The sequence below is a fragment of the Massilia sp. CFBP9026 genome (genome assembly GCF_034045165.1).
Classification (GTDB): Bacteria; Pseudomonadota; Gammaproteobacteria; order Burkholderiales; family Burkholderiaceae_D; genus Telluria; species Telluria arenae.
In genome coordinates this window covers 21,939-45,587 of record NZ_JAXCWH010000012.1, presented here as the reverse complement: position 1 = coordinate 45,587, position 23,649 = coordinate 21,939, and the positions used below count along the sequence as shown (strand labels likewise).

Annotated in this window: 18 protein-coding genes; 16 read left to right on the top strand and 2 right to left on the bottom strand. The window is 58.5% G+C overall.

Annotated features, from left to right (window positions below):
- Positions 1–3 precede the first annotated feature (3 nt).
- The 5 genes from SOM28_RS23510 to SOM28_RS23495 all read left to right on the top strand — a co-directional run bounded on the left by SOM28_RS23510 (position 4) and on the right by SOM28_RS23495 (position 4,745).
- Positions 4–1,875 carry an ATP-dependent nuclease gene (locus SOM28_RS23510; RefSeq protein ID WP_320469620.1) on the top strand — a complete coding sequence of 624 codons (1,872 nt, stop codon included), beginning with the start codon at positions 4–6 and terminating at the stop codon, positions 1,873–1,875.
- Positions 1,876–2,042: 167 nt separating this feature from the next.
- Positions 2,043–2,192, top strand: coding sequence for a hypothetical protein (locus tag SOM28_RS23505; RefSeq protein ID WP_320469619.1), 150 nt, complete (start codon positions 2,043–2,045; stop codon positions 2,190–2,192).
- Between the two features lie 105 nt (positions 2,193–2,297).
- Entirely contained in the window at positions 2,298–3,770 is a 1,473-nt protein-coding gene (locus SOM28_RS23500; RefSeq protein ID WP_320469618.1) for a GNAT family N-acetyltransferase, read from the top strand.
- Complete coding sequence (locus SOM28_RS26340; protein WP_414675205.1) at positions 3,730–4,197, top strand: ASCH domain-containing protein; 468 nt, start codon at positions 3,730–3,732, stop codon at positions 4,195–4,197. Before SOM28_RS23500 ends, SOM28_RS26340 begins: the two co-directional genes overlap by 41 nt.
- A complete protein-coding gene (locus SOM28_RS23495; RefSeq protein WP_320469617.1) occupies positions 4,194–4,745 on the top strand; it encodes an ATP-binding protein in 552 nt (183 codons plus the stop codon). The genes SOM28_RS26340 and SOM28_RS23495 overlap by 4 nt, the downstream gene beginning before the upstream one ends.
- 415 nt (positions 4,746–5,160) lie before the next feature.
- On the opposite strand, the gene SOM28_RS23490 is transcribed toward SOM28_RS23495, so the two are convergent.
- Complete coding sequence (locus SOM28_RS23490) at positions 5,161–5,877, bottom strand: helix-turn-helix domain-containing protein (protein ID WP_320469616.1); 717 nt, start codon at positions 5,875–5,877, stop codon at positions 5,161–5,163.
- 117 nt (positions 5,878–5,994) lie between these two features.
- On the opposite strand from SOM28_RS23490, the gene SOM28_RS23485 reads away from it, so the two are divergent.
- From SOM28_RS23485 to SOM28_RS23460, 6 genes are all read left to right on the top strand, one after another.
- Positions 5,995–7,575, top strand: a complete 1,581-nt coding sequence (locus SOM28_RS23485; protein WP_320469615.1) for an AAA family ATPase — start codon at positions 5,995–5,997, stop codon at positions 7,573–7,575.
- Between the two features lie 126 nt (positions 7,576–7,701).
- Positions 7,702–8,562, top strand: coding sequence for a hypothetical protein (locus SOM28_RS23480; protein WP_320469614.1), 861 nt, complete (start codon positions 7,702–7,704; stop codon positions 8,560–8,562).
- A 406-nt stretch (positions 8,563–8,968) separates the two neighbouring features.
- Entirely contained in the window at positions 8,969–12,007 is a 3,039-nt protein-coding gene (locus SOM28_RS23475) for a phosphorylase family protein (RefSeq protein ID WP_320469613.1), read from the top strand.
- 486 nt (positions 12,008–12,493) lie between these two features.
- On the top strand, positions 12,494–15,601 hold the full coding sequence (locus SOM28_RS23470) for a DEAD/DEAH box helicase (RefSeq protein ID WP_320469612.1): 3,108 nt from the start codon (positions 12,494–12,496) through the stop codon (positions 15,599–15,601).
- Between the two features lie 98 nt (positions 15,602–15,699).
- Complete coding sequence (locus SOM28_RS23465) at positions 15,700–16,545, top strand: MOSC domain-containing protein (protein ID WP_123068965.1); 846 nt, start codon at positions 15,700–15,702, stop codon at positions 16,543–16,545.
- 172 nt (positions 16,546–16,717) lie between these two features.
- Positions 16,718–17,836, top strand: coding sequence for a GGDEF domain-containing protein (locus SOM28_RS23460; protein ID WP_320469611.1), 1,119 nt, complete (start codon positions 16,718–16,720; stop codon positions 17,834–17,836).
- 151 nt (positions 17,837–17,987) lie between these two features.
- On the opposite strand, the gene SOM28_RS23455 is transcribed toward SOM28_RS23460, so the two are convergent.
- A complete protein-coding gene (locus SOM28_RS23455; RefSeq protein WP_320469610.1) occupies positions 17,988–19,967 on the bottom strand; it encodes a monovalent cation:proton antiporter family protein in 1,980 nt (659 codons plus the stop codon).
- Between the two features lie 132 nt (positions 19,968–20,099).
- Between SOM28_RS23455 and SOM28_RS23450 the strand changes: the two genes are divergently transcribed.
- Genes SOM28_RS23450 through lptB form a run of 5 tightly spaced genes read left to right on the top strand, consistent with a single transcriptional unit; the run spans position 20,100 to position 23,647 of the window.
- Positions 20,100–21,122 (top strand): KpsF/GutQ family sugar-phosphate isomerase, encoded by a 1,023-nt coding sequence (locus tag SOM28_RS23450; RefSeq protein WP_320469609.1) that lies wholly within the window; start codon positions 20,100–20,102, stop codon positions 21,120–21,122.
- Positions 21,122–21,673 carry a KdsC family phosphatase gene (locus tag SOM28_RS23445; RefSeq protein ID WP_229493990.1) on the top strand — a complete coding sequence of 184 codons (552 nt, stop codon included), beginning with the start codon at positions 21,122–21,124 and terminating at the stop codon, positions 21,671–21,673. Before SOM28_RS23450 ends, SOM28_RS23445 begins: the two co-directional genes overlap by 1 nt.
- An 11-nt stretch (positions 21,674–21,684) precedes the next feature.
- Positions 21,685–22,293 carry an LPS export ABC transporter periplasmic protein LptC gene (gene lptC, locus SOM28_RS23440; protein ID WP_320469608.1) on the top strand — a complete coding sequence of 203 codons (609 nt, stop codon included), beginning with the start codon at positions 21,685–21,687 and terminating at the stop codon, positions 22,291–22,293.
- Between the two features lie 41 nt (positions 22,294–22,334).
- Positions 22,335–22,883, top strand: a complete 549-nt coding sequence (lptA, locus tag SOM28_RS23435; protein WP_123068960.1) for a lipopolysaccharide transport periplasmic protein LptA — start codon at positions 22,335–22,337, stop codon at positions 22,881–22,883.
- 11 nt (positions 22,884–22,894) lie between these two features.
- Positions 22,895–23,647: an LPS export ABC transporter ATP-binding protein gene (gene lptB, locus SOM28_RS23430; protein WP_123068959.1), complete on the top strand. Its 753-nt coding sequence runs from the start codon at positions 22,895–22,897 to the stop codon at positions 23,645–23,647.
- Positions 23,648–23,649 lie beyond the last annotated feature (2 nt).

Here is a 23,649-nt window from a genome sequence, read left to right as displayed (position 1 = left end):
ACTATGCGTCTAGCGTCACTCTATATCGGTCAGTACAAAAATCTTCGGGACTTTTCCCTAAGTTTTGACAGCGGCAGCTTTATCGATGTCTTTGTAGGCAAGAATGGCAGCGGAAAATCCAACTTGTTTGAGGCGCTCATTGAGATCTTCAGGCATCTCGTCGAATTCGACCGCGATAAGGTATTCTGCGATTTCGATTACCGTATTGGCTTTGAGATTAACGGAAAGACCACCGAAATAAGCTGGAACTCCGGCACGCTTACCATTGGTGGGAAAATACGGAAATCCATCGGAAAAACGCCGCTACCAGACAATGTGTTGATCTACTACTCCGGTCACAACGAAACTGTGGCTGGCTTGATCAAGCAATATGAAGGGTCATTTCGCAAACGCATCAAGCGTGCGGATTTTGATGAGTCGCGCTATTTCATGGGTATCGGTCCGGAATATAAAGAGCTGTTGGTGGCTGTGCTGTTAATGCAGCCCGAGACCTGCAAGGCGCGCCAGTTCATCTGCCAGAAGCTCGGCATCGAAAGTGTGGCATCAGAAGGTCGGGCGGTGCTTAAACGCCCCGTTTATGCTGCTGATAGTCGTTTTGACATCGAATTGAACGATGAAACCGATCGCTACTGGAAGCCCGAGGGGATCACTAAGACTTTTCTTGACCGACTTCATCGCTGCATCAGCACCGCCACCGTCAGCCCGGTGCGCTCCGAGGGCTATTTCTCTTCCGATGACCGTTACATCCTCTATTTCGATATCGTCAAAATCCGGCAAGAATTTGCCGACCTCAGTCCTCAGGAGCTGTTTCGCCAGTTCGACAATTTGAAGACGCTGGGAATGCTGGCCGAGATCACTATCCCTCTGCTATTGACCGGCGGTGTGAATGCCACCGTCGCTCACTTCAGCGATGGCCAGTTCCAATCGGTGTATATCTACTCCATTGTCGAGCTGTTCAAGGGCCGCAACTGCATCACTCTGCTCGACGAACCTGACTCCTTTCTCCATCCAGAGTGGCAGTTCGACTTCCTTAAGCAAGTTTTTGAGATTACTAATACTACCGCCAAAAACAATCATGTTCTGATGAGCAGTCATAGCGCGGCAACATTGTGCAGTCTGGGAGATCAGCAGGTTAGTCTATTTAAAATCGAAAATTCAGTTGTTTCCTGCTTCAAACGATCCAAGAAGGAAGTCATCCACGAGCTATCGGACAGTTTTATTCAATACTCGGAAGACGAGAGTAAACTCGTTATCGACAACGTCATTCGTTCATCATTGAGGCCCATTCTTTTTGTTGAAGGGCCTTCCGATGTCAGTATCCTGAATACCGCTTATCGAAAATTGTATCCAGGTGAAGATATTTCAATTTTGGTTCAGGATGCTTTTGACCGTGGATTTATTCGGACACTGCTTGCGCGTCAAGAAGTGTTCGCCACCTATCCCGAGAAACAGTTTTTTGCCTTGTTTGATTTTGATGACGCCTATAACGATTGGCGTGATTTGGGAGGCGAGTTTCAGGTAACCGACATCAGTCTTGGGTTGTGTCGAAAACTTGAAGGGAAGAATGCACATACCTTCCTACTCCCGGTTCCACATAACGATTTGAAAAAGCAGGTTTGGGATGAAAGCAATCCAACCGAGAAGATCAGGCCGAAACCACACTTTTGCGTAGAACATATTTTCTGGGGTGTCGCTGGGTTAAATGACTGGTTTCGCGTTGATGAAAAGAGCAGTCTTGTAAAATTCAAAGGTGACAAGTACAAGGTCAAGTTCGCCAAAGAAGTCGTGCCAACCCTTGATGCAGCCTGCTTCGCACTATTTAAGCCAATGTTTGATTTCATCAAATCCAAGTGCAGCTCGAGTGCTATTGCATGAAATTCTGTAATGGACGACGATCTTCTTTTTAGAATCGGCCAAGTGAGTTACCCCAAGCCCTAGAAAAGCTGCGCCGATCAAGTCGATCATTTGATCGACCAGGGCATGGTTGTCACAAACCTGGACTCGCCAACTGGATGCGAACCATTCGACAAGCTTCCAGGCGCGTGACCAAGTTCAATGCCGACCAAAGCCTGTTCGTGGCATGGGGTGGCTTCAAGGGCAATGTGCAGCAAGAGTTGCTTGAAAAACTGTTTGTGCAATATGAGCGATTGGACGAAGACCTGAAGGCCGAACTACCGTTGAAACGGGTGTAATGGTGGATAGCTAGACAAGCCGCTTTAACGAGGCTTCGCATCTAATTACACTACAGTGTCACACCAAAGAGCCGAACGTCTTCGTGGCCATAGGGAGGAAAGCCGGTGCCGAAGCAACTCACGCTTCTACTTGATACAAATGTTCTGATTCCGCTTCAGGACTCGTACGCCGTCTTAGGTGACTCCCTAGCCAGCTTTCATCGGCTAGCGCTTGTCGGTGGTCATAGGCTGGTCTACCACCCGGCCAGTATCGAAGATTTTGAAAGAGATTCGGACCCTGGCCGGCGCACTAGAAATTTGGAGCACATACGTCGATATCCGGCGCTCGAACAACCTGCCAGGTGCCCTTGGAACACGCCAGCCACAAGTCCAAACGACGCATGCGACAACGAGATCCTATATGCGCTTGAATGCGACGCGGCTCACGCGCTCGTCACTGAAGACAAGGGCTTGTTGACGAAGGCCCGAAGTCGTGGTCTTGGCCATCGCACGTACAACATCCAGACGGCAGAGGACTGGCTCCGGCGTCTGCATCAGCCGCTCGATGTTACCTTACCAAACATCGACGATGTGCCGCTATACAGCCTGACGCCAGAGCTTTCAAGCACATTCTTCGATAGCTTGCGCGATGGCTATCCCCCGTTCGACGACTGGTTCCGCCAGAAAGCCAGAGAGAACAGGAAAGCATGGGTCTACAGGGGCGAGGCTGATGCGCTGGGAGCGCTCTGCATATATGACGTTCAGACCGACGAAATCATCACCGACAAAGAACAACGGCTGGAGGGCAAGGCATTAAAGCTCTGCACGTTCAAAGTAGGCCAAAGTGTCCGTGGCCAGAAAATTGGTGAGCTCTTCCTGAAGGCCGCATTTCGGTACGCAACCGAGAATGTCTGCGAACATATCTTCATTCATGCAGATGCCGAAAGGCACGCTTACCTGGTGAATCTGCTCGTGGACTTTGGCTTCGATGAAGTTGGCTCCTATGGTTCAGATCGGGTCTATGTGAAGCACCACCCAGTCAATGCGCCGGAGGCAGAGGGAATTTCCGCACTCGAATACGTCCAGCGGTTTTACCCCCACTATCAAGCTGGCCATCACGTACAGAAGTTTCTTGTGCCCATCCAGCAAGCCTTCCACCAGATTCTTTTTCCCGACTACCACGCGCTTCAGCCGCTTCTTTTTGCAACGCGCGGGAGCGTGGGCAATGCGATCAAACTAGCCTACCTCTGTCATGCAGCGTCGAAGCAGATTCGTTCGGGCGACATACTGCTGTTCTATAGGTCAGGGGACGAGCAGGCGGTCACGTCGCTCGGTGTCGTGGACCAGTTTGCCGAGCTAAGCGATGCCGCTAGCATCGCCGCCCTGGTCAGCCGGCGCACAGTCTATAGCATTAAAGAGATCGAAGACATGGCTGCTCGGCCGACAAAGGTTATCCTCTTCAGGCTCATCAAACACTTTCCCGCTCCGGTCACTCTCCAGCGCCTTCTGAAGGACGACGTGGTCGTGGGCAGCATTCAATCCATTACAAAGATTTCCGATGTCGCGTTTTCAAGAGTGCTTACAGCCGCAGGGGCCTAGGGCGATTCTGCTTTCGGTCAAGCCCAGGTTTGCCGACCAGATCATCGCAGGGACTAAAACAGTGGAGTTTCGCCGGTCATGGGCTGCAGTGCCGGTTGGCCTAGCTGTCATCTATTCAAGTTCACCGGTCCAACGCCTCATCGGGATTGTTGAAATAGAAGGCACTGTTCTAGCTTCACCCTCAACGGTGTGGACAAAATGCCGCTCGCGCGGTCCAGGAATCGAACGAAAGGAACTGATGGAATACTTCAGCGGCAAGAACCAGGCTTACGGGGTGTTGCTTGGCTCAGTGTCGCTTCCATCCACGCCCATTTCGCCGAAGTCATTATTCAAGGGTTTTCGCCCACCCCAGTCATATCGCTACCTAAGCGCGACAGAGCTTAGGTGCATTGGCAAGCAGTTTGGTCTCGTCGAGGAGTTCGAATGACCCTCTTCGTCGCAGGAATTCACGGGGCCGGAAAGACCTTTGCCACTAAGGCTGCCTGCCAGAAGCTCGGGCTGGTGCATGCGACTGCTAGCCAACTTATCCGAGAGGAGCGAGGTCAAGGCTCATGGAATGCATCCAAGGTAGTTTCGGACGTAGACATGAATCAGCTCGCACTAGTGAAGGCGGCAGAGCGGATTCGGGACAGCGGCGCGACGCTCGTCCTAGATGGCCATTTTGTGCTTCGTCGGGCGCCTGGCGATCATGAACGGCTGTCAATAGACGTATTTCGCTCGCTGAAGTGTTCGGCGGTTCTATTGATCCGCAGTCCGTTGCTAGTAGTGCTGGATCGCTTGAGGGCAAGGCAGGACATGAGTTGGAGTGAAGCCGAGCTCGAGAGTTTCAGTAAAGAGGAAGATGCCCACGGTGCCGAAGTTGCGAGTACGCTCGGGATCTCCTTGACTATTCTGGATTCGCCGAGCACCAAGGATGTGGAAGCTTGGCTGAAACTACATTCGCAAGGCAGCCGTGCGCCGACAGATGGGCACTGAAGGAGCGACGAATCGGCTGACCGCAGGTGCCGAGCTCGTCCGACGTAAAGAACGCATCTATTTTCCACACAATTGCGATGGGGTGTCACCACACTGTTGGCACAGTTCCGAACATCGTGTTGTTACCGTATTCGCACATTGTCTCCCCTGGGCTCACACAGGATCGGCAGCGTTCTTCGCACTAGGATGACACCACTTTCACACACTCACACTGGACGTGACGCTTTAGCCCAATTGTCCCCACCACATCCAGCACATTCTTTGAGCTGCATTCTTGAAGCTCAAAGAATGTGGCCGCTGATCGCGAAACCGCCAGGATTCGGGGGCAGCGGCAGGTGGGGACAACGCGGCATCGGACTGCGTCCAGCCCAGACGTCTAGCTGAAACCCCGTTGCGGCCATGTGCCGGGTGCAGATCAGAGCAAAAACTTATCGATGCGCACCGCCAATTCAGCCGGACTCATCCCCGCCTGCATGGCTCTGCGCAGGGTTCCTTCCAGTAGTGTCCAGCCGATGGCATCCGTAGCCGTGGCCACATCCCCTTTGTCGCCAGGGTCTCGCAGGCGCTGCATGAAGCCGTGAGCCAACTCACTACAGGGAATCTCCTGCCCACCCTGTTCGGCCAGACTGAGCAACGCAGAACGGGTCTCATCTACCGCTTGGGTTGGAATACCCTCCAGCATAACCGGGAGAAGTATCACCCGGTCGGGCCGGACCAATGCGGTCAGATCGTCTGAGGCCATCGGCGCTGGGGTGATGGAAAGGCGGACCCAGGCATGGCCCCACAGTAAAAACATGGTCTGGCTCATCCCTCGGTGCTCGTTCAAGAACATGCAGCGTGGGGTCACGGGATCTTGCAGGAGCGTGAACACCGTGCGCAGGTGCGCCCACTCGCCTTGGTTTGCCCACGTATGCACGATGTCTGCGCGAAGTTGGCCGCTTTGCAACCCAAGGTGGTACATCAGGGCTGCCACCCGGCTCGTCGAGATCACTTGAGGTTTGCCCTTCAACCAAGCAGACAGGTTGGCTGGGCGGATGCCCGTGGTCTCGAAGACGGCGGCCAGCGTCAACCCGCGCAGGCGCAGCAGAGCGCCCGCCAGTAAGGGGAGTTGCTCATTGGTTAAAGCAGGCATGGGAGCTTTCTCGGCGATCACAATAAATCACTATAACAATTCACCGCCTTGCTGACGAGACTGGATGAACGCCTTTTTTATTGTTATAGTAAATTATAGTTAAGAAGGAAGAATGCCATGACACGCACTGCCCGCCATCGCCCCCAGAGCCGCGCCGCTTACCAAGAAGCTTTGACTACCCTGAAAGCTCGGCATCCCTGGCTGGCTCGGCAAGTAGTGGAGCCTGCCCCGGGTCACTTGGCCGTGCTGGAGCACTTCGTAGAGCAATGTGAGTTGCTGATGAAGCAGGCCGACTACCGACACTTGCCGCTCTTTTGCGCCACCACGCAGCGGGACAAGCTCAGCCTGCGGGTGGAATTGGTGGGCGCGAGCATCAACCGCGACCGAGCGCTGCTGGATTTGATTGAAGCTGCCCGTCACGCGGCACAGCAGCACTGCCCGGTGTGTTCTGCCCCGGTGATTGGCGGCGATGCCAATGTGAGTCAAGGCGTGCGTTGCAAACGGCACGAGGCCACCATTGGCTTGTACACGGAGGACCTCAAGCGCAACCAGAAGCTCGCAGTCGCGCAGGGCTTGCTGACTCCAACCGCCAAGCCCGAGAAGTCCATTCGTGACGAGCCGCTCGATTCCTCCGCCGACCGCGCCGTGCATGCCCTCTTGCAGGCTTTGCCCGACATGACGCCGCCCACATCCATGCCGGAGCAGCTATCCCGGCCGGAATCCAGGGCGACGCCGCAGATTGCCTTTCTTGAGGCGGCTAGCCTGCACAGCTTTGTGGAGCGCCACCGCGCCAAACCGGGGGAGAAGGCCAAGCGGGCACAGTACATCGCCGAGCGCATCCGCGCAGCCGGCCATGAGCATCGCCGACTAGGTGAGCTACCCGATGACTGGGCTAAGCTGATCGAGGACTTCCAGCGCGACTTCCCCAACTTCGCGGAATTGGCCGAGGTACTGCACGACCATTTCGCGCTGCATGCCATGGGTGACGGCCGCGTCGCTTGGTCGCCCATCCTGCTTGTCGGCCCGGCAGGTATCGGCAAGACCGAAGCTGCGCGTTGGTTGGCAGGGCGCCTCAGTCTCCCGTTCCGTGTGATCGACATGGCCAGTACGCAGTCGAGCGCACCTTTGGCCGGATCGGAATCTTACTGGTCCAACTCCGAGTCGGGTGTGGTGTTTGAACTGCTGGCCTATCAGCCACAGGCTAACCCCGTGGTGGTACTGGATGAACTCGACAAGACCGACCAGCAGCGTCAGTACGACCCGCTGGCCGCGCTCTATACCCTGTTGGAGCCGCGGTGCGCCCGCGACTTCATAGACCTATCGATCCGCGACTTCGCCATCGACGCCAGCCATGTGAACTGGATCGCCACTGCCAACAGCACCGATGGTATCCCTGTACCGCTCTTGTCTCGAATGACTGTGCTGAATGTGCAGGCTCCCACGCCCGAGCAGGTTGCATACATTGCGCAGTCGATCTATGGCCGGATGCGGGCCGAAAACAGCTGGGGCTCAGCCTTTGCGCCCAGGCTGGAAGAGCAGGTAGTTGCGAAGTTGAGGGATCTTCCTCCCCGCAGCTTGGGGTTGGTTTTGCGCCGGGCGCTTGGGCGCGCAGCACGGGAAGAGCGGGACCATGTCCTTGTCTCGGACCTATCAATGACCAATAACACTGCACGTCGCGGGATTGGCTTCGTGAACTGACGACCGGCGAACATAATGCGGGCGGAACTCGAAGCTAGGAGTTCTGTTTGGACATAGACTTCAGATCACCGCAACACGATTAACTTATTGTAGACTTGTCGAACATGCAAAACTAAGGGATGTTCGATGAAGGTATTCATGAGTTGGTCTGGTCAGCGCAGCAAGCTGACCGCAGAGCTGCTACATGGTTGGATCAAGTGTGTGATTCAGGCTGCGCAGCCGTGGATCTCGTCTAAAGGTATCGAACGTGGGGCTATGTGGTTCTCGGAGATCAACAACGAGTTAAAAGATACAACTATCGGTATCGTCTGCTTGACCCAGGAGAATAAGAACGCGCCTTGGATTTTGTTCGAGGCGGGTGCGCTGACGAAAGGGCTAGCTTCCAACCGTGTCTGCACCTTCCTAGTCGATTTGGAACCCGCTGACCTGCAGCCGCCGCTTGGACAGTTTAACCACACGTTCCCGACTCGCGAGAGCATGTGGAGCTTGGTGAACACGCTCAACAACGGTCTTGAAACAAATCGTCTTGACGTAGTAGTCCTTCAACGGGTCTTTGACACCTACTGGCCGCAGTTCGAAGCTGAGTTCAAGCAAATCTTGGCCGATGCTCCGCCAGTGACGGTTGTGACCCCTCGTGAAGAGAAGGACATCTTGAGCGAGATTTTGGAGACCACTCGCCACATGTCCCAGCGAATTCGTCTGTTGGAAAATCAAGGCAGTCACAAATCGCACGTTTTTGTGAAACCTGAATATGCACATTTGGTCAACTGGAAAAAATCGCAGTGGATTGATAACGAAAACTCCGTCAAGTTCGATTTCTCCAAATTCGATTGGCGCAATCTCGCGCACGTGCTTATGTATGGCGGAAAATCTAGTGACGAGGTACGCAGTTTGCTCCTTAATGCAGGGCTATGTGACAAACAAGTAGATGAAATCATGAGGCATGTTGCCAGCCTTCCTCCATCAGGAGAGAGTGCGAGCAGCTAAAAGACGTATATGGGAAGGCTTTAGGAGGACTTTCCTTGTTCGGGAAAAATGGGCGCTTACAGGAAGCGGCCGCTCATCTTTTATCATTCATACTCTTTTTCGCTGGTTGTCGCGGTTCGTGACACTCTGTGAATTTTGCAGGCCGGCAACCTGCTATGCTACGCTGGGGGCAATTTGGCCATAATCAGACTTTCGGTGCAGCGTTTCATTCGTAGACAACGCCAATACACTAGATAGTCATTATATAGCCTATCTACATAGAGAGTTAGCGACACCTTTGAATTACTAAATCAACTTTTTAGTTTAATAAACTTAGCGATTGCGACCGCCCTAGTAGATTAGACTCGAATCGCATCAGCAAGTGCCGCACCTTCACCATCCATTTAACAAATTCAAAACAGGAAATATGAAGCCGAATCTGGGTCGAAAGCCACTAATCCTTTGCATAACAGAGACTGAGTATGCGGCGGTGAAGGTTGAGTTTCATGAGGGTACTAGGGAGGTTTTTAGATCCGTGGTGCTGGAGCACGGTTTTTTAGGCGGGAGGCCTGTAACTGTATGCAAGTTTTCGGAAATGGGATCGCGCGGAGGGGATTCGGTAGCACATCGGCTGCCTGAAGTCTTGGAATATGTATCGCCGACATTTGTAGTTGAGTTAGGAATTTGTTTTGGCCTTAAAGACGACGTGAAGATTGGTGACGTCGCGATATGTCAATATTCGGCAGACTACGAATTGCAGAAGGTAAATCCCGGGTCCAAGCAGTTCCGCATCCGAACTACGAAAGCCGATCCAGGCCTTTATTCTCAACTGTTGTCGTTTGCGGCTCGAAATACCTTTGCTTATGATGTGGTTGGCGCTATTTATGCTAGTGGCGACAAAGTTGTTAATAGCCCTGTTTTGAAGAGGCAAATTCTTCGCGCGATTCCTGATGCGAAGTGCGGGGATATGGAATCTTATGCTTTGGGGGTGGCCTGTGATAATAAGAGAATTCCATGGCTAGTAATAAAGGCCTCGTCTGATGATGGCGTCAATAAGGGTGACGAATTTCAAAATTCAGCCGCAGCGGCGAGCGTAGATTTCTTTGTTTCTTTTCTGGGGAAAGCCGACGATATCGAAAGCTATTTCGACGTGCCGTACGAGGTCGATTTTCATTCCGGCGCCGAATTCGAGTATATATCACGCGAAATATTTAATGGAACGCCAATCAAAGTAGAAGCCATTGATAATAATCGCACCAATGCAATTGTGCACTATCATCCAGAAGTAGAGGATGAATGGGTAATTGTTTATATTTCAAAGGCTCACAGCATTCCAGAAACCTTGAGAACCATCTTAAGGCGATTTTCACATTGTCCTTCGCGTATTGAAGTATGCATCGCATCTGGTGCCAACATGACGTCGGCTAATCACTCAGCATATACTTCAATACTTCAGGAAGCTGGATGCAAAAAACCATCTGTATTAAGATTGGGCGATTTTATCTTTAACAGAATCGTAGCAAAGAGGACTTTTTCACTTCCAGTGAATTCTCCAGGGAACTATGTTGACCAAGTCGTATACAGGGGCGATGCTAAACTTGCAAGCGGCCGCATCTATGCCGAGAATTTTTTATCCGAGTCTGATGGCAACCGAATAAACCTCAAACCTATTGCTGTCATCTTAGGCCAAGGCGGCGTTGGGAAGACTACGTTTTGTCGCAGCTTAGTGAATTTAATTAACGCCAATCAAGAGTTCTCTAAAAGAGTGTTGCTAATTACCAAGAGTGACATTATGAAGAATTTCAGTGGCGATTCTGTTAAGAGTATTGCTGACCTATATAAGGAGTATACCCGTGGATCGGGCAGCCAGATCCAAAGCATTACTCAGCAGGGATTCAAACTCGCATTGAGCAGTGGGTCGTTGGTTGTCATGATCGACGGCATCGACGAGATCGAGTCCGCACTTGCAGAAAAATTCGATATGGAGTCGTTTGCGAATTCCATATCCGAACTGAATGAATCTTTGCATTCCTGTCGAGTTTTAGTTACGTCGCGTGATGCGAATGCTGGTAGATTGTCTGATTTGCCCAATGCAGACATTATTTATCTCAAAGGCTTCCTGGAGCCAGATATCGATACTTTTCTAGCTCAGGATAAGCCTGAAACCAAAGCTCGCTTGAAAAGTTTATTCCCGAAAATTAGGAATGACAGGGGCTTTGTAAACCCGTATCTGTTGCATGTTGCTCGGCAGTACATTGTTAATGGCCCTGATTCACTTAATCCTATTGATACTCGAAAGTTAAAGCTCACTGATCCGTTCGACTACGTTCTTGCAAGATGTCTTCAGCGTGAAATTGAGAAGCAAACTCTTTCTATATCTATTGATGATTATTATGATTTACTCAACGAGATTGTCGTTACCCACCACAATCGTATTGATGAAGCAAGTTTTGAGAACTACATCGAAACGTGTATAGACGACTCGTTTGCCCGGCGAACTGATGCACGCCGCGATCCTTATTTGAAATTTTTCTTAATTGAAGAGCAGTCCGGCATAATTAGCGTATGCCATCAGGAATACGTAGCGCAGATTTTGCTAAATCGGGCAGCAGAAATATTCATTAATGAAGGTCAAATAGTTGATGGTCATGTGCGGTCAATAGAATCTATTTTCGGCGACATCAAAAACGAATCGTTCGGTCTGCGAGAGCGACTTTGTCAACGTTTTACCTCGTCTGAAATCGGTCGAGCGAAGGTTGAGGAGACGCTTAAGCAACTGCTTGTGAAGTTGAAATTGTCAGCGCCTAGCTTCAGAAGAGATAGAGCTATTTATGAGCTTTATTTATTCGCATTTGACTTTTACCGCGCTCTTTCACCTAAAGAGCGGGCCGAAATTTTGGTAAAGTTTGACTCGTCAACAGTTATCAAGAAACTTTATGTGCTCGGCGATTTCCCTGCAGTGGATTTTTCCGGGTTGGTCGTCATGGACAGCGTTTTCAGAAATTATTCAAATTTCTTTAAAGGAATATTTGATTTTAAAACCCAGTTTTTAAGATGTGATTTTTCAAATTGCGCCAGTCGATACAAGATTGAAAACGTGTCGGCAGCCTTGTTTAAGGAATGCGAGCTTGACGAGTCCATGAAGCGACTTCTTGCAATCGGAGGAGAAAAGCGTAAAGATACGGCCGCTAGGGTCAAATCGGACTTGAAGCAAATTTTTAAAGCGATGCGGCAAGGGCTTGGATTCCATGCTGCAAGCCTGAATCGAATAAAGCTCCATACACATTTAGCCTCCGAGCTTAGTTACGAGTCGTTCTTGCGCACGCTAGTTTCCTGCGGCGTGTTGCAACTCACTGATGATCTCTACAGTGTTTCCAGGGGAGCTGAAATCGACGCCGTCGCGCTCTGTGAAGAGGACCATGTGCAAGGGGTGCTTACAGAAGCATTAAGCTCGCTACTCAGTTAATCTCCAGCGGAATCGGGCATTTGCGCGCTTGGAGAAGCTCACTCCAAGCGCATAACAATAAATTTGATCGTAAGGGCTTCCACTTCAATATGGGGTAGTTCACCTCGGCGGTTTTATGCGTCCTGCCGCTACTACAGATATTCCCGTTAGCGAACCATAGCCTGAAGAAGGTGTCAGCAACTTGGCAATGAACTGAAAGTCGTATAGACTGCGCAGCAAAATCATATTCAGCGTTGGGACAACGTACTCAGCCTACTCAGCGCGTCAGCAGATGAGTACAAATCTGAGTACGTTTTATAAGAGCTCAAAAAAATTTCAAGAAAAATCAAAGTGTTACGGGGTGTAGTCCTGTTCAACGTCTGATCCACCGGGCGCGCACTGCGCCCACCCCAACGCAAGCCCTTCCTTCCGAAGGGCTTGTTGCTTTTTGGCTTATACAAAAACAATAAGGCATGCCGTCTGGATACGGTTGAGCTACAGGAAAACATGAACGATACAGTCCAGAACCGCTTGCTGCCCTTGCCGTACTGGCGCGCCGCGCTGGCCGAAGTCAGCCTGCTGCATCCCGAGGTGGCGCCCGACAACAAACCGATCGTGCTCGCGGAAAACGACGGCGCGTGGCGGGTCGCGCAAGCCGCGCCCGACCTGGCAAGCTGGATCGAGGCGCAGTTCAGTGCCAGCAAGCTGGAACGTGCCGGCCGCATCCCCTTCGTGCTGATCCCGGCCCGCCTGGCGCTGGAAGCGAGCCATGGCGCCAAGCAGGACGGCGCCGAGTTGCACAAAGGCGCCTCGGTGCTGTGCATCCCCTGCCTGCTCGACCGCCAGGGCGTGTTGTCGCCCGACCCCGAGCGCATGCCGTGGATTCCGCGCGAGCTGCTGGAGCCGACCCTGCAGCGCACGTCGGTCGGCGCGCTGGCCAGTGTCGATGCATTCATCGGCGCGCTGCCGGAACAAGCCAGCGGCATGGGCGACACCTTCCACGTGGCGGCGCGCCTGTTCGAAGCCGTGACGGGCGCCGGGCTGCCCGGGCTTTCCGCAATGGCGCCGGCCGAGCCAGGCCAGCGGCTGCCGGATTTCGCGCTGGACGAGCACCGCCTGGTGTCGGGCTGGCACGGCATGCCCTATGAGCCGCCGATCGTCGCGCGGCACATCCTGAAGCTGTACGACCGCATCATCGCCGAGGGGCCGCCCACGCCGCTGCTCGACACCTTGCGCACCGTCGCCGACCGGCCGGCGCGCGCACCGCTGCCGCTGCAGCAGACCGCGCCGTATGACGGCCAGACGGTCGGCCACATGCATCCGCTTCACCACTTGTCGCCGTCCCAGCGCACGGCGATGGTCGAATTGCAGCGCCTGGGCGAGGGGCAGATCCTGGCGGTGAACGGTCCGCCCGGCACCGGCAAGACCACCTTGCTGCACAGCGTGGTGGCCCAGCTCTGGGTCGATGCCGCCCTGGCCGGCGGCGATTGCCCGCTGATCGTGGTCGCCTCTACCAATGTGAAGGCGGTCGAGAACGTGCTCGACAGCTTCGCGAAGATCTCGGCCGAGACCGGACATCGGCGCTGGCACTCTTACGGGCGCGGCTTCGGGCTGTTCCTGGCGTCCGAATCGCGCCAGACCGAGCATCCGGTCTGCACCGGCAAGAGCCACCCCTTCGAGGAGTTCGAGACGCCGGAGATGCTGGCGGGCGCGGAGCGGCATTACCTCGACTGCGCGGCGATGCATTTCAGGCGGCGCGGCGATGGCGTCGGCACCGTGGTCCACGACCTGCACGCTCAACTGAAAGCGCTGGCCGCCCATCTCGACACGCTGGTGGCGGCGCGCCATACCCTGTTCCATGCGCTCGGCCAGGATGTCGACGACGGCGCCGTCGCCTCGTACCGTGCCTTGCTGGCGACCTTGAACGAGGAACTCACGCGTTGCCGTGAACAGCTGGCGCAGCTGCGCGCGCGCCTGGACGAGAGCGAACAGGCCGCCGACGCCGCCTTGCGCGCCTACGAGGCGCGCCGCGACGAGATCATGCAGGCCGAGAAGGCATGGGCGGCCTATCTGGCCGACGCCTCGATCTGGCTCGATCTCTTCAGTTTCGTGCCGGCCGTACGCCGGCGCCGCATGGCGCGCGACCGCCAGGTGCTGATGGCGCATCCGCTGACCGCCGACCTCCAGCACCGCGCCGACGGCGTGCCAGGGCATTTCCATACGCTCAAGAAGGAAGCGCTGCAGCACAAGAACGATACCGCGGCCGAGCTGCTCGCCTTGAAAGGGGAGCTCGCACGCCAGGGGGACGAGGTCAAGCAGGAGATGGCGCGGGCCGAGACGGAGCGCGCCCGCATCACCACCGCCTTCGCGGCCTGGCGCGACGTGGCCGGCGACGATCCCGAGCTGCTCGACGCCAGCCTGGCCAACCTGAACGAGCACTTGGACAAGAAGGTGCGCGCGCGCATGTTCGCCGTCGCCGACTGGTACTGGTCGGGCCAGTGGATCCTGGAAGTGCGGCACCGGATCAGGAGCGGCATCAAGGATACGAAGGGGCGCAGCAAGCTCGAAGCGAAGTACCGCCGCTTCGCCAAGCTCTCTCCCTGCCTGGTGTCGAACTTCCACATGGCGCCGTCGTTCTTCACCGCCTGGGAAGGCGAGGACATGCCGTTCTGGAACACGATCGACCTGCTGGTGGTGGACGAAGCGGGGCAGGTTTCGCCCGATATCGGCGCGCCGATGTTCGCCCTGGCGCGGCGCGCGATGGTGGTCGGCGACACCTTCCAGATCGAGCCGGTCTGGAACAGCGGCGAAGCGACCGACCGCGCCAACGCCGTCAAGTTCGGCCTGGCGCCGGCCTTCCACGACCCCGCCTACGACCGCCTGGAGCAGGGCGGTTATGCGTCGGCCAGCGGTAGCCTGATGCGCGTCGCCAACCGCAGCTGCGCGGTCCAGCAGTACGAGGACATCCGCGGCCTGATGCTGACCGAACACCGCCGCTCTGTGCCGGAGCTGATCGATTACTGCAATCGGCTGATCTACGCGGGCCGCCTCGAACCGAAACGTGCGTCGCTGCCGCCGGAAGCGCGGATCCTGCCGCCATTCGAACTGATCCACGTGGGCGGCAGAGATGCGCGGCGCGGCGGCAGCCGCTACAACGAGGTTGAAGCGGCCGCCGTCGTCGACTGGCTCAAGTCCCACCGCGCCGACATCGAGCGCCACTATGCCGATGCCGAAGGCCGGCCGACGCCGATCTGGCAACTGGTGGGCATCGTGACCCCGTTCGCGGCGCAGGCAGGCGCCATCGAACGGCGCTTGCGCCGGGAGATGCCGGACCTGCTGCGCAAGGACAGCCGCCTGACCGTCGGCACCGTGCATGCGCTGCAGGGCGCCGAACGCGCCATCGTGCTGTTCTCGCCGACCTATGGCGAGGGTTTCAATGGCGCCGCCTTCTTCGACCAGAAGCCCAACATGCTCAACGTCGCGGTATCGCGCGCCAGGGACAGCTTCATCGTCATCGGCAACCGCAAGGTGTTCGATGCCAGCCGCACGGCGCTGCCGTCCGGCCTGCTGGCGACGTATCTGGTGGAGCGCAGCCGCGAGACGGTCGAGGGCTAGCAGGGGCAGGGCGGATTCCATCGAATCCGCCCTTCGGGATCGTGCCAGCGGCGCCGAATGCTGCCATACTGTTGGCTTCTTACCATCCCGATCACAGCATGGCCACCGTCACTGAACTCCTCCTTTATCCGATCAAATCCTGTACCGGCCTGTCCGTGCCTGAAGCCACGCTCGCCCTCGACGGCCTGTCGGCAAACGGCGTGCACGACCGCGAATGGATGGTGGTGACGAGAGAGGGCCTGTTCCTGACCCAGCGCGAATACCCGCGTATGGCGACCATCGCGCCGCGCGTCGAAGGCGATGCACTGGTGGTCGAGGCGCCCGGCCTGTCTCCGATCCGCCTGCCGCTGGCGCACGACCTCGACGCGCCGGCGATCGAAGTGCTCATCTGGGACGACCACGTCCTGGCCGCCGACTGCGGCGACGATGCCTCCGCCTGGTTCGCCAACGCTGTTGGCGCCCCATGCCGCTTGGTGCGCTTCCGCCCCGACGTCGTGCGACCCAAGATCAGCCCATGGACTGGCGGCTTGCCCGCCGCGGCCCGTTTCTCGGACGGCTACCCGATCCTCTTGATCGGCCAGTCCTCGCTCGATGACCTGAACGGCAAGTTGACGCAAGCCGGCCGCGCCGCGCTGCCCATGAACCGCTTCCGTCCCAATATGGTTGTGGACGGCATCGACGCCTTCGAAGAAGACTTCGTGGCCGAGTTCTCCTTTGATGAAATCAAACTGCGCCCGGTCAAACCCTGCGCCCGCTGCCCGATTCCGTCGGTCGACCAAGCCACCGGCATCCCCGGCCCCGACCCGCTCGACATCCTGCAAACCTACCGCGCCAACGCCCGTATGGACGGCGCCGTCACGCTGGGCATGAACGTCATCGTCGAGGACGGCATCGGCCGCATTTTGCGCGTGGGCCAGGAACTAAACGCCGAGCTTGCTTTCTAAGTACGACGGTAAGTGCAACGGTAAGTACGACGGCAGGTCGAAGCCGGCGGCACCGCAACAGTGTCGCAAAATCGCCTATTCCCGCATCTTCCGCGATGCCGACAGGCGGTTTTTCATATCCAAGCAAGAGTGGATGGCGTAATGTTACGGTTATTGCTGAAAGGAATGCTCCATGCATGAGCCGAGCGCGTCGACGCGAGAACTAATGGCGGAAAACGAGACCTTGCGCGCGCGCATGGCGTACCTGCTCGAGCAGGCCGAGCGCAACCACGAAATCATGTGCCGCCACCAGGCCTTCGACCTGCAGATCGTGGGCGCCGGCAGCTTTCCTGAGCTGGTCGGCACGATCTTCCGCACGCTGCCGGTGATCTCGGAACTGGACACCGTCACCCTGTCGCTGGTCGACCCGGATGCCGACATCTATACCGTCATGCACCGCCTGGGCGTCGATTTCGAGCAGTTCCCCAACCTGATGTTCTGCGAGCATGCGGTCGAACTCGGCTTCGACATGTCGCCCGAGCGCCGTCCGCGTCCGATCCTGGGCCCGTATGCGCCGTCGCAGCACTGCGCCGTGTTCCCGCATCCGCCCGCCGGCCTGCAGAGCGTGGCCCTGGTGCCGCTGCTGCGCAATACGCGCCTGATCGGCAGCCTGAACCTGGGCAGCGCCGACCCGGCCCGCTTCACGCCGAACCTGGGCACCGACTTCGTCGAGCACATGGGCTCGATCATCGCGATCTGCCTCGAAAACGTGATCAGCAACGAAATGCTGAAATACATCGGCCTCACCGATTCGCTCACCGGCGTCTACAACCGCCGCTACATGGACCGCCGCCTGCTCGAAGAAATCGCGCGCGCGCGGCGCCAGGGCTATCGCCTCTCCTGCATGTACATCGACATCGACCACTTCAAGCGCGTCAATGACACCGTCGGCCACCAGGGCGGCGACGACGTGCTGCGCGAGGTCTGCGGCCGCATCAAGGCCGAGCTGCGCATGTCCGATGCGCTGGGCCGCTTCGGCGGTGAAGAATTCGTGGTGCTGCTGATCGACGCCGACCTCGAAAGCGCGAGCATGGTCGCCCAGCGCATCCGCGCCAGCGTAGCCGCCGAGCCGGTGAGCCTGGGCGGCGGCGAGCGGGTCGACGTGACGGTGTCGATCGGGGTCGCAGCGCTATCGGATTTCGCTCGCGACAACGCGATCGAAGGAGTCGCGCAGGAACTTGTAGCATCGGCCGACGCGGCGCTGTACCAGGCTAAGGCCGGTGGCCGCAACAAGGTCGTCACCTTCGCGTAATCGTACACGTTAAGCTAAACCCAGTCGTCCCCGCGAAGGCGGGGACCCAAGTTTGCTGGCGTCTCGACGGCATTTGCAGAACTTGGGTTCCCGCCTGCGCGGGAACGACGTGCTCGAGCCGCGTGATTTCCCACACGACCGCCTGCCAGGATCACAACAACCTGTCCTCGGCCCGGCTGACCGCCTCTCCATCCCCGCGCACCACCACCACATCGCCCGCCGCCAGCACCACCTCTGGCCCCGGCTCGACATCTTCGCCGCCGCGCCGCAATGCCGTCACCTCGGCCGCCACATCAGCCAGCCGCAGCTGCGCCACGCTCTTGCCGACCGCACCGGCCTGCGCATGCAGCCGCACCGAATGCAGCCGCACCTGCCCCGGCTCGAGACTGGCGCCGCTGTCGCCGGCCCCGTGGAAGTAGCCGCGCAGGCTGGCATACCGGTCGTCGCGCGCCGCCTGCACCCGGTGCACCACGCGCCTGAGCGGCACGCCCAGCGTCACCAGTGCGTGCGAGGCCAGCATCAGGCTGCTCTCCAGCGCCTCGGGCACCACCTCGGTGGCGCCGGCCGCCTTGAGCACCTCGGTATCGCGATCGTCGTAGCTGCGCACGATCACCGGCAGCGCCGGCGCCAGCTCGTGCACCAAGTGCAGCACCTTTAGCGCGTGGTGTGTGTCGGCGAAGGTGATCACCAGCGCCTTGGCGCGGCCGATGCCGGCCGCGACCAGGCTCTCGCGCCGCGCCGCGTCGCCATACGAGACCGCGGCGCCGGCCGACTGCGCCTCTTGTACCCGCTCCGGATCGAGGTCGAGCGCATGCCACGGCAGCGATTCTTCTTTCAGCAGGGCCGCCAGGCTCTGGCCGTTGCGCCCGAAGCCGGCGATGATCACGTGGTCTTGCGTCTTCATGGCGCGCGTCGCCAGCTGGGTCAGCTGCAGCGACTGCGTCATCCATTCGTTGGCCGCCAACTTCAGCACGATACGGTCCATACTGGCGATGAGGAAGGGCGCGACGAGCATCGACAGCACCATCGAGGCCAGCACCAGCTGCATCACGTAGGAATCCACCAGCTTCGAGCTGGAGGCGTGATTGAGCAGCACGAAGCTGAACTCGCCCGCCTGGGCCAGCGCCAGGCCGGTGCGCAGTGCCGTGCCGGATGGCGCCCCGAAGGCGCGGGCGAGCAGGGCGATCAAGCCGAATTTTAGCAGCACCACCAGCGCAAGCAGGAGCAGCACCAGCCACCAGTGTTCGATCACCATCCGCAGGTCGAGCAGCATGCCGATCGTGATGAAGAACAGCCCGAGCAGCACGTCGCGGAACGGCTTGATGTCTTCTTCCACCTGGTACTTGTAAGGTGTCTCGGAGATCAGCATGCCGGCCACGAAGGCGCCGAGGGCCAGCGACAGGCCTGCCTGCTCGGTGATCCAGGCCGCGCCCAGCGTCACCAGCAACAGGTTGAGCATGAACAGCTCTTGCGAGCGGCGCTTGGCGACGATCGTGAACCAGCGTCCCATCAGCTTCTGGCCGAAGAACAGCAGCAGGGCCAGCACCAGCGCCGCCTTGACCGCTTCCACCCCGAGCGTGATCGCCAGGTCTTCCGGATCGCGCGCCAGCGCCGGAATCATGATCAAGAGCGGCACCACCGCCAGGTCCTGGAACAGCAAAATGCCGACGGTGCGCCGCCCATGCTCGCTTTCGAGTTCGAGCCGCTCGGTGAGCAGCTTGACGACGATGGCGGTCGAGGACATCGCCAGCGCGCCGCCCAGCGCGAAGGCGGCCTGCCAGCCGAGGGCAATGCCGGGCAGGAGCCAGGCTGCCAGCAGTCCGATCCCCATGGCGGCCGCGATCGTCGACACCACCTGGGCCAGGCCCAGCCCGAACACGATGCGCCGCATCGAGCGCAGCTGCCCGAGCGAGAACTCCAGGCCGATCGAGAACATCAGGAACACCACCCCGAACTCGCCCAGCGCATGGGTGGTGGGACTGTCTTCGGCCAGGGCCAGGGCATGGGGGCCGATCAGGACGCCGACGGCGAGGTAGCCGAGCATCGGCGGCAGTTGCAGGCTACGGAAGACGACCACGCCCAGGACGGCGCAGCCCAGAAGGAGGAGGGTGAGTTCGAGGCCGGAATGCATTGGTGCGAAGCTGGGATAAACAGCAAAAGTGTTGATCTTATGGCACTAGCCAGGTGTGGTGCGGCGGTCGCTTGTTATCGTTTGTTACGACTGGCAAGTTTTTTGCTTTCCCAATTCGTTTATACTGCCAAAATGAGTGTAACCGATGAAAAAATAATGCCGAAAAGTTTTGACGAAACCCTGGCCCGGCGCGTCCTGGACCTGGGCCGCGAAACGCTGTCGATCGAAGCGGACGCCATCCGCGCGCTGCAGGCGCGCCTGGGCGACGACGACAGTTTCGTGAGCGCCGCGCAGCTGATCATGGCCTGCGACGGCCGCGTGGTCGTGTCCGGGATGGGCAAGTCGGGCCACATCGGCCGCAAGATCGCCGCCACCCTGGCGTCCACCGGCACCCCGGCCTTCTTCATGCACCCGGGCGAAGCCGCGCACGGCGACCTGGGCATGGTCACCAAAAATGACGTCTTGATCGCGATTTCCAATTCGGGCGAATCGTCAGAGATCCTGGACATCCTGCCGGCCGTCAAGCGTCTTGGCGCACGCGTGATCGCCATGACCGGTAAACCAGCCTCGCGCCTGGCCAAGCTGGCCGACGTGCACCTGAACATCGCGGTGGACAAGGAAGCCTGCCCGCTCAACCTGGCGCCGACCACCAGCACCACCGTCACCCTCGCCATGGGCGATGCGCTGGCCGTGGCGCTGCTCGACGCGCGCGGCTTCCGTGAACAAGACTTCGCGCTGTCGCATCCGGGCGGCGCGCTGGGCCGGCGCCTCCTGACCCATGTGCGCGACGTGATGCGCAGCGGCGACGCGGTGCCGAGCGTGCGCCCCGAAACTTCGCTGGTCGAAGCGCTGCTCGAAGTCACCCGCAAGGGCCTCGGCATGACCGCCATCGTCGACGCCGAAGGCCGTCCGGTCGGCGTGTTCACCGACGGCGACTTGCGCCGCGTGATCGAGCGCATGCACGACTTCTCGGACATCCAGATCCGCGACGTGATGCACGCCAACCCGCGCCGCGTGCGCCCCGAGCAGCTGGCGGTCGACGCCGTCGCCGTGATGGAAGAATTCCGCATCAACCAGATGCTGGTGGTCGATGAAGACGACCGCCTGGTCGGCGCGCTGCACATCCACGACCTGACCCGCGCCAAGGTGATTTGATGAGTGAATTCATTCCCGCCATTACCCCGCTGGCCCATATGGAACGCGCGGCCCGCATCAAGGTCATGATCTTCGACGTCGACGGCGTGCTGACCGACGGCAGCCTGACCTATGGTCCCGACGGCGAAGTCACCAAGACCTTCAACGTGCTCGACGGCCTGGGCATCCAGCTGTTGAACAAGACCGGCGTGCAGACCGCGATCATCAGCGCGCGCCTGTCGCCGATCGTCGTCAAGCGCGCGGCCGATCTGGGCATCTCGCACGTCCACCAGGGCATCCACGACAAGCGCATCGGCTTCGCCAAGCTGCTCGAGGCCACCGGCTTCACCGCCGAGCAGTGCGGCTACATCGGCGACGACGTGATCGACCTGCCGCTGTTCGCGCGCGTCGGCTTCGCCGTCGCGGTGCCGTCCGGCCATCCAGAGGTGCAGCACCGCGCGCACTACGTCACCAAGAATGGCGGCGGCCGCGGCGCGGTGCGCGAGGTGTGCGATCTCGTGATGCGCGCCCAGGGCACCTATGACCAGGCGCTCGCGCCGTACTTCGCCTGAGGTCACGCACCATGGCCACCATCGTCCAAAACAAGCGTACCGCGCATCGCTGGAATCTCCTGGCGATGATCGTGATCGGCGTCTTCTTCGCCTTCGGCAGCTTCTGGCTGCTGCAACTGATGCAGGCCTCCGACATCGACGCCCAGCTGGGCGGGCCGCCGGACGAACCGGACTACATCGTCGAGAATTTCTCGTTCGTGCGCATGACCGAGAATGGCCAGCCGAGCTATGTATTGTCGGGCAAGCACCTGGCCCACATCCCGCGCGGCGACGTCTCGCATGTCGACCAGCCGCTGCTGCGCGGCGTCGAGCCGGGCCGCCCGCCAATGACGGTGGTCGCCAGGAACGCCCAGGTGTTCCACGAAGAGCACCGGGTCGAACTGATGGGCGACGTCGACCTGCAGCGCCCGAAGACCGCGCAGAGCGAGTCCTTGCACTTGCGTAGCCAGGCGCTGACCGTGCTACCCGACGAAGAGATCGTCAAGACCGACCTCCCGGTTGACCTGCAGCTTGGGGCATCGAGCGTGAAAGGCACCGGCATGGTCGCCAACAACGCCACCCAGCAAGTGCACATGTCCAGCCGAGGCCAGATAATCTATCCGCCACGCCCGCGCCAGTAAGCCCTGCACCGTGTGATAACCCAGGACCAGCATTCCCTATCATGAAAAAATTATTTGCCGCCGTACTCCTTTCCCTGCTGTCGCTGACGGCAGCCGCCGAACGTGCCGACTCGCTCAAGCCCGCGCAGGTCGAATACGATTCCGCCGATCTCGACGGGGTCAACGGCGTGCGTACCCTTACTGGTAACGTGATCCTTACCCGCGGTACGCTGTTGCTCAAGGCCGACCGCGCCGTGGTCAGGGAAACGCCCGAAGGCTATATGACGGTAACGCTCACCGCCAACAACGGCAAGCTCACCACGTTCCGCCAGAAGCGCGACGGCGGTCCCAACCTGTGGGTCGAGGGCCAGGCCGAGCGCATCGAGTACGACGAGCGCGCCGAGCTGGTGCGCCTGTACTCGAATGCCCTGATCAAGGAACTGGAAAACGATCAACTGAGCAACCAGGTCACCGGCCCTTTCATCTCGTATGACAGCCGCAAGGAAGTGGCCACCGTGCGCAACGACGTCAGCGGCCAGAGCAAGGTTGGCGGCGGTCGCGGCACCCTGATCCTCTCGCCCAAGCGCACCCCAGCCGGAGGAGCGCAATGACGGCAATCCCGATGGAGCTGGGCGATTGCAGCACCCTGGTCGTCAAGGGCCTGCAGAAAAGCTATGGCAAGCGCCTGGTGGTGCGCGACGTGTCGCTGCAGGTCGAATGCGGTGAAGTGGTCGGCTTGCTGGGCCCGAACGGCGCCGGCAAGACGACCTCGTTCTACATGATCGTCGGCCTGGTGCCGTCGGACGCCGGCTCGATCGACATCAACGGCACCGACATCACCAGCCTGCCGATCCACCGCCGCGCCGTATTGGGCCTGTCCTACCTGCCGCAGGAGGCCTCGGTATTCCGCAAGCTGACGGTCGAAGAGAACATCCGCGCCGTGCTCGAGCTGCAGAAGGACAACGGCAAGCCGCTGTCGAAAGACCAGATCAACGAGCGCCTCGACACCCTGCTGGCCGACCTGCAGATCGAGAAGCTGCGCGAGAATCCGGCGCTGTCGCTGTCGGGAGGCGAACGCCGCCGCGTGGAGATCGCGCGCGCGCTGGCGACCAATCCGCGCTTCGTGCTGCTCGACGAACCGTTCGCCGGCGTCGACCCGATCGCCGTGATCGAGATCCAGCGCATCGTGCGCTTCCTGAAGGAGCGCCAGATCGGTGTCCTGATCACCGACCACAACGTGCGCGAGACGCTTGGCATCTGCGACCGCGCCTACATCATCAACCAGGGCGCGGTGCTTGCCTCCGGCCGCCCTGACGACATCATCGCGGACGAGTCGGTGCGCCGCGTGTACTTGGGTGAACACTTCCGCATGTGAGC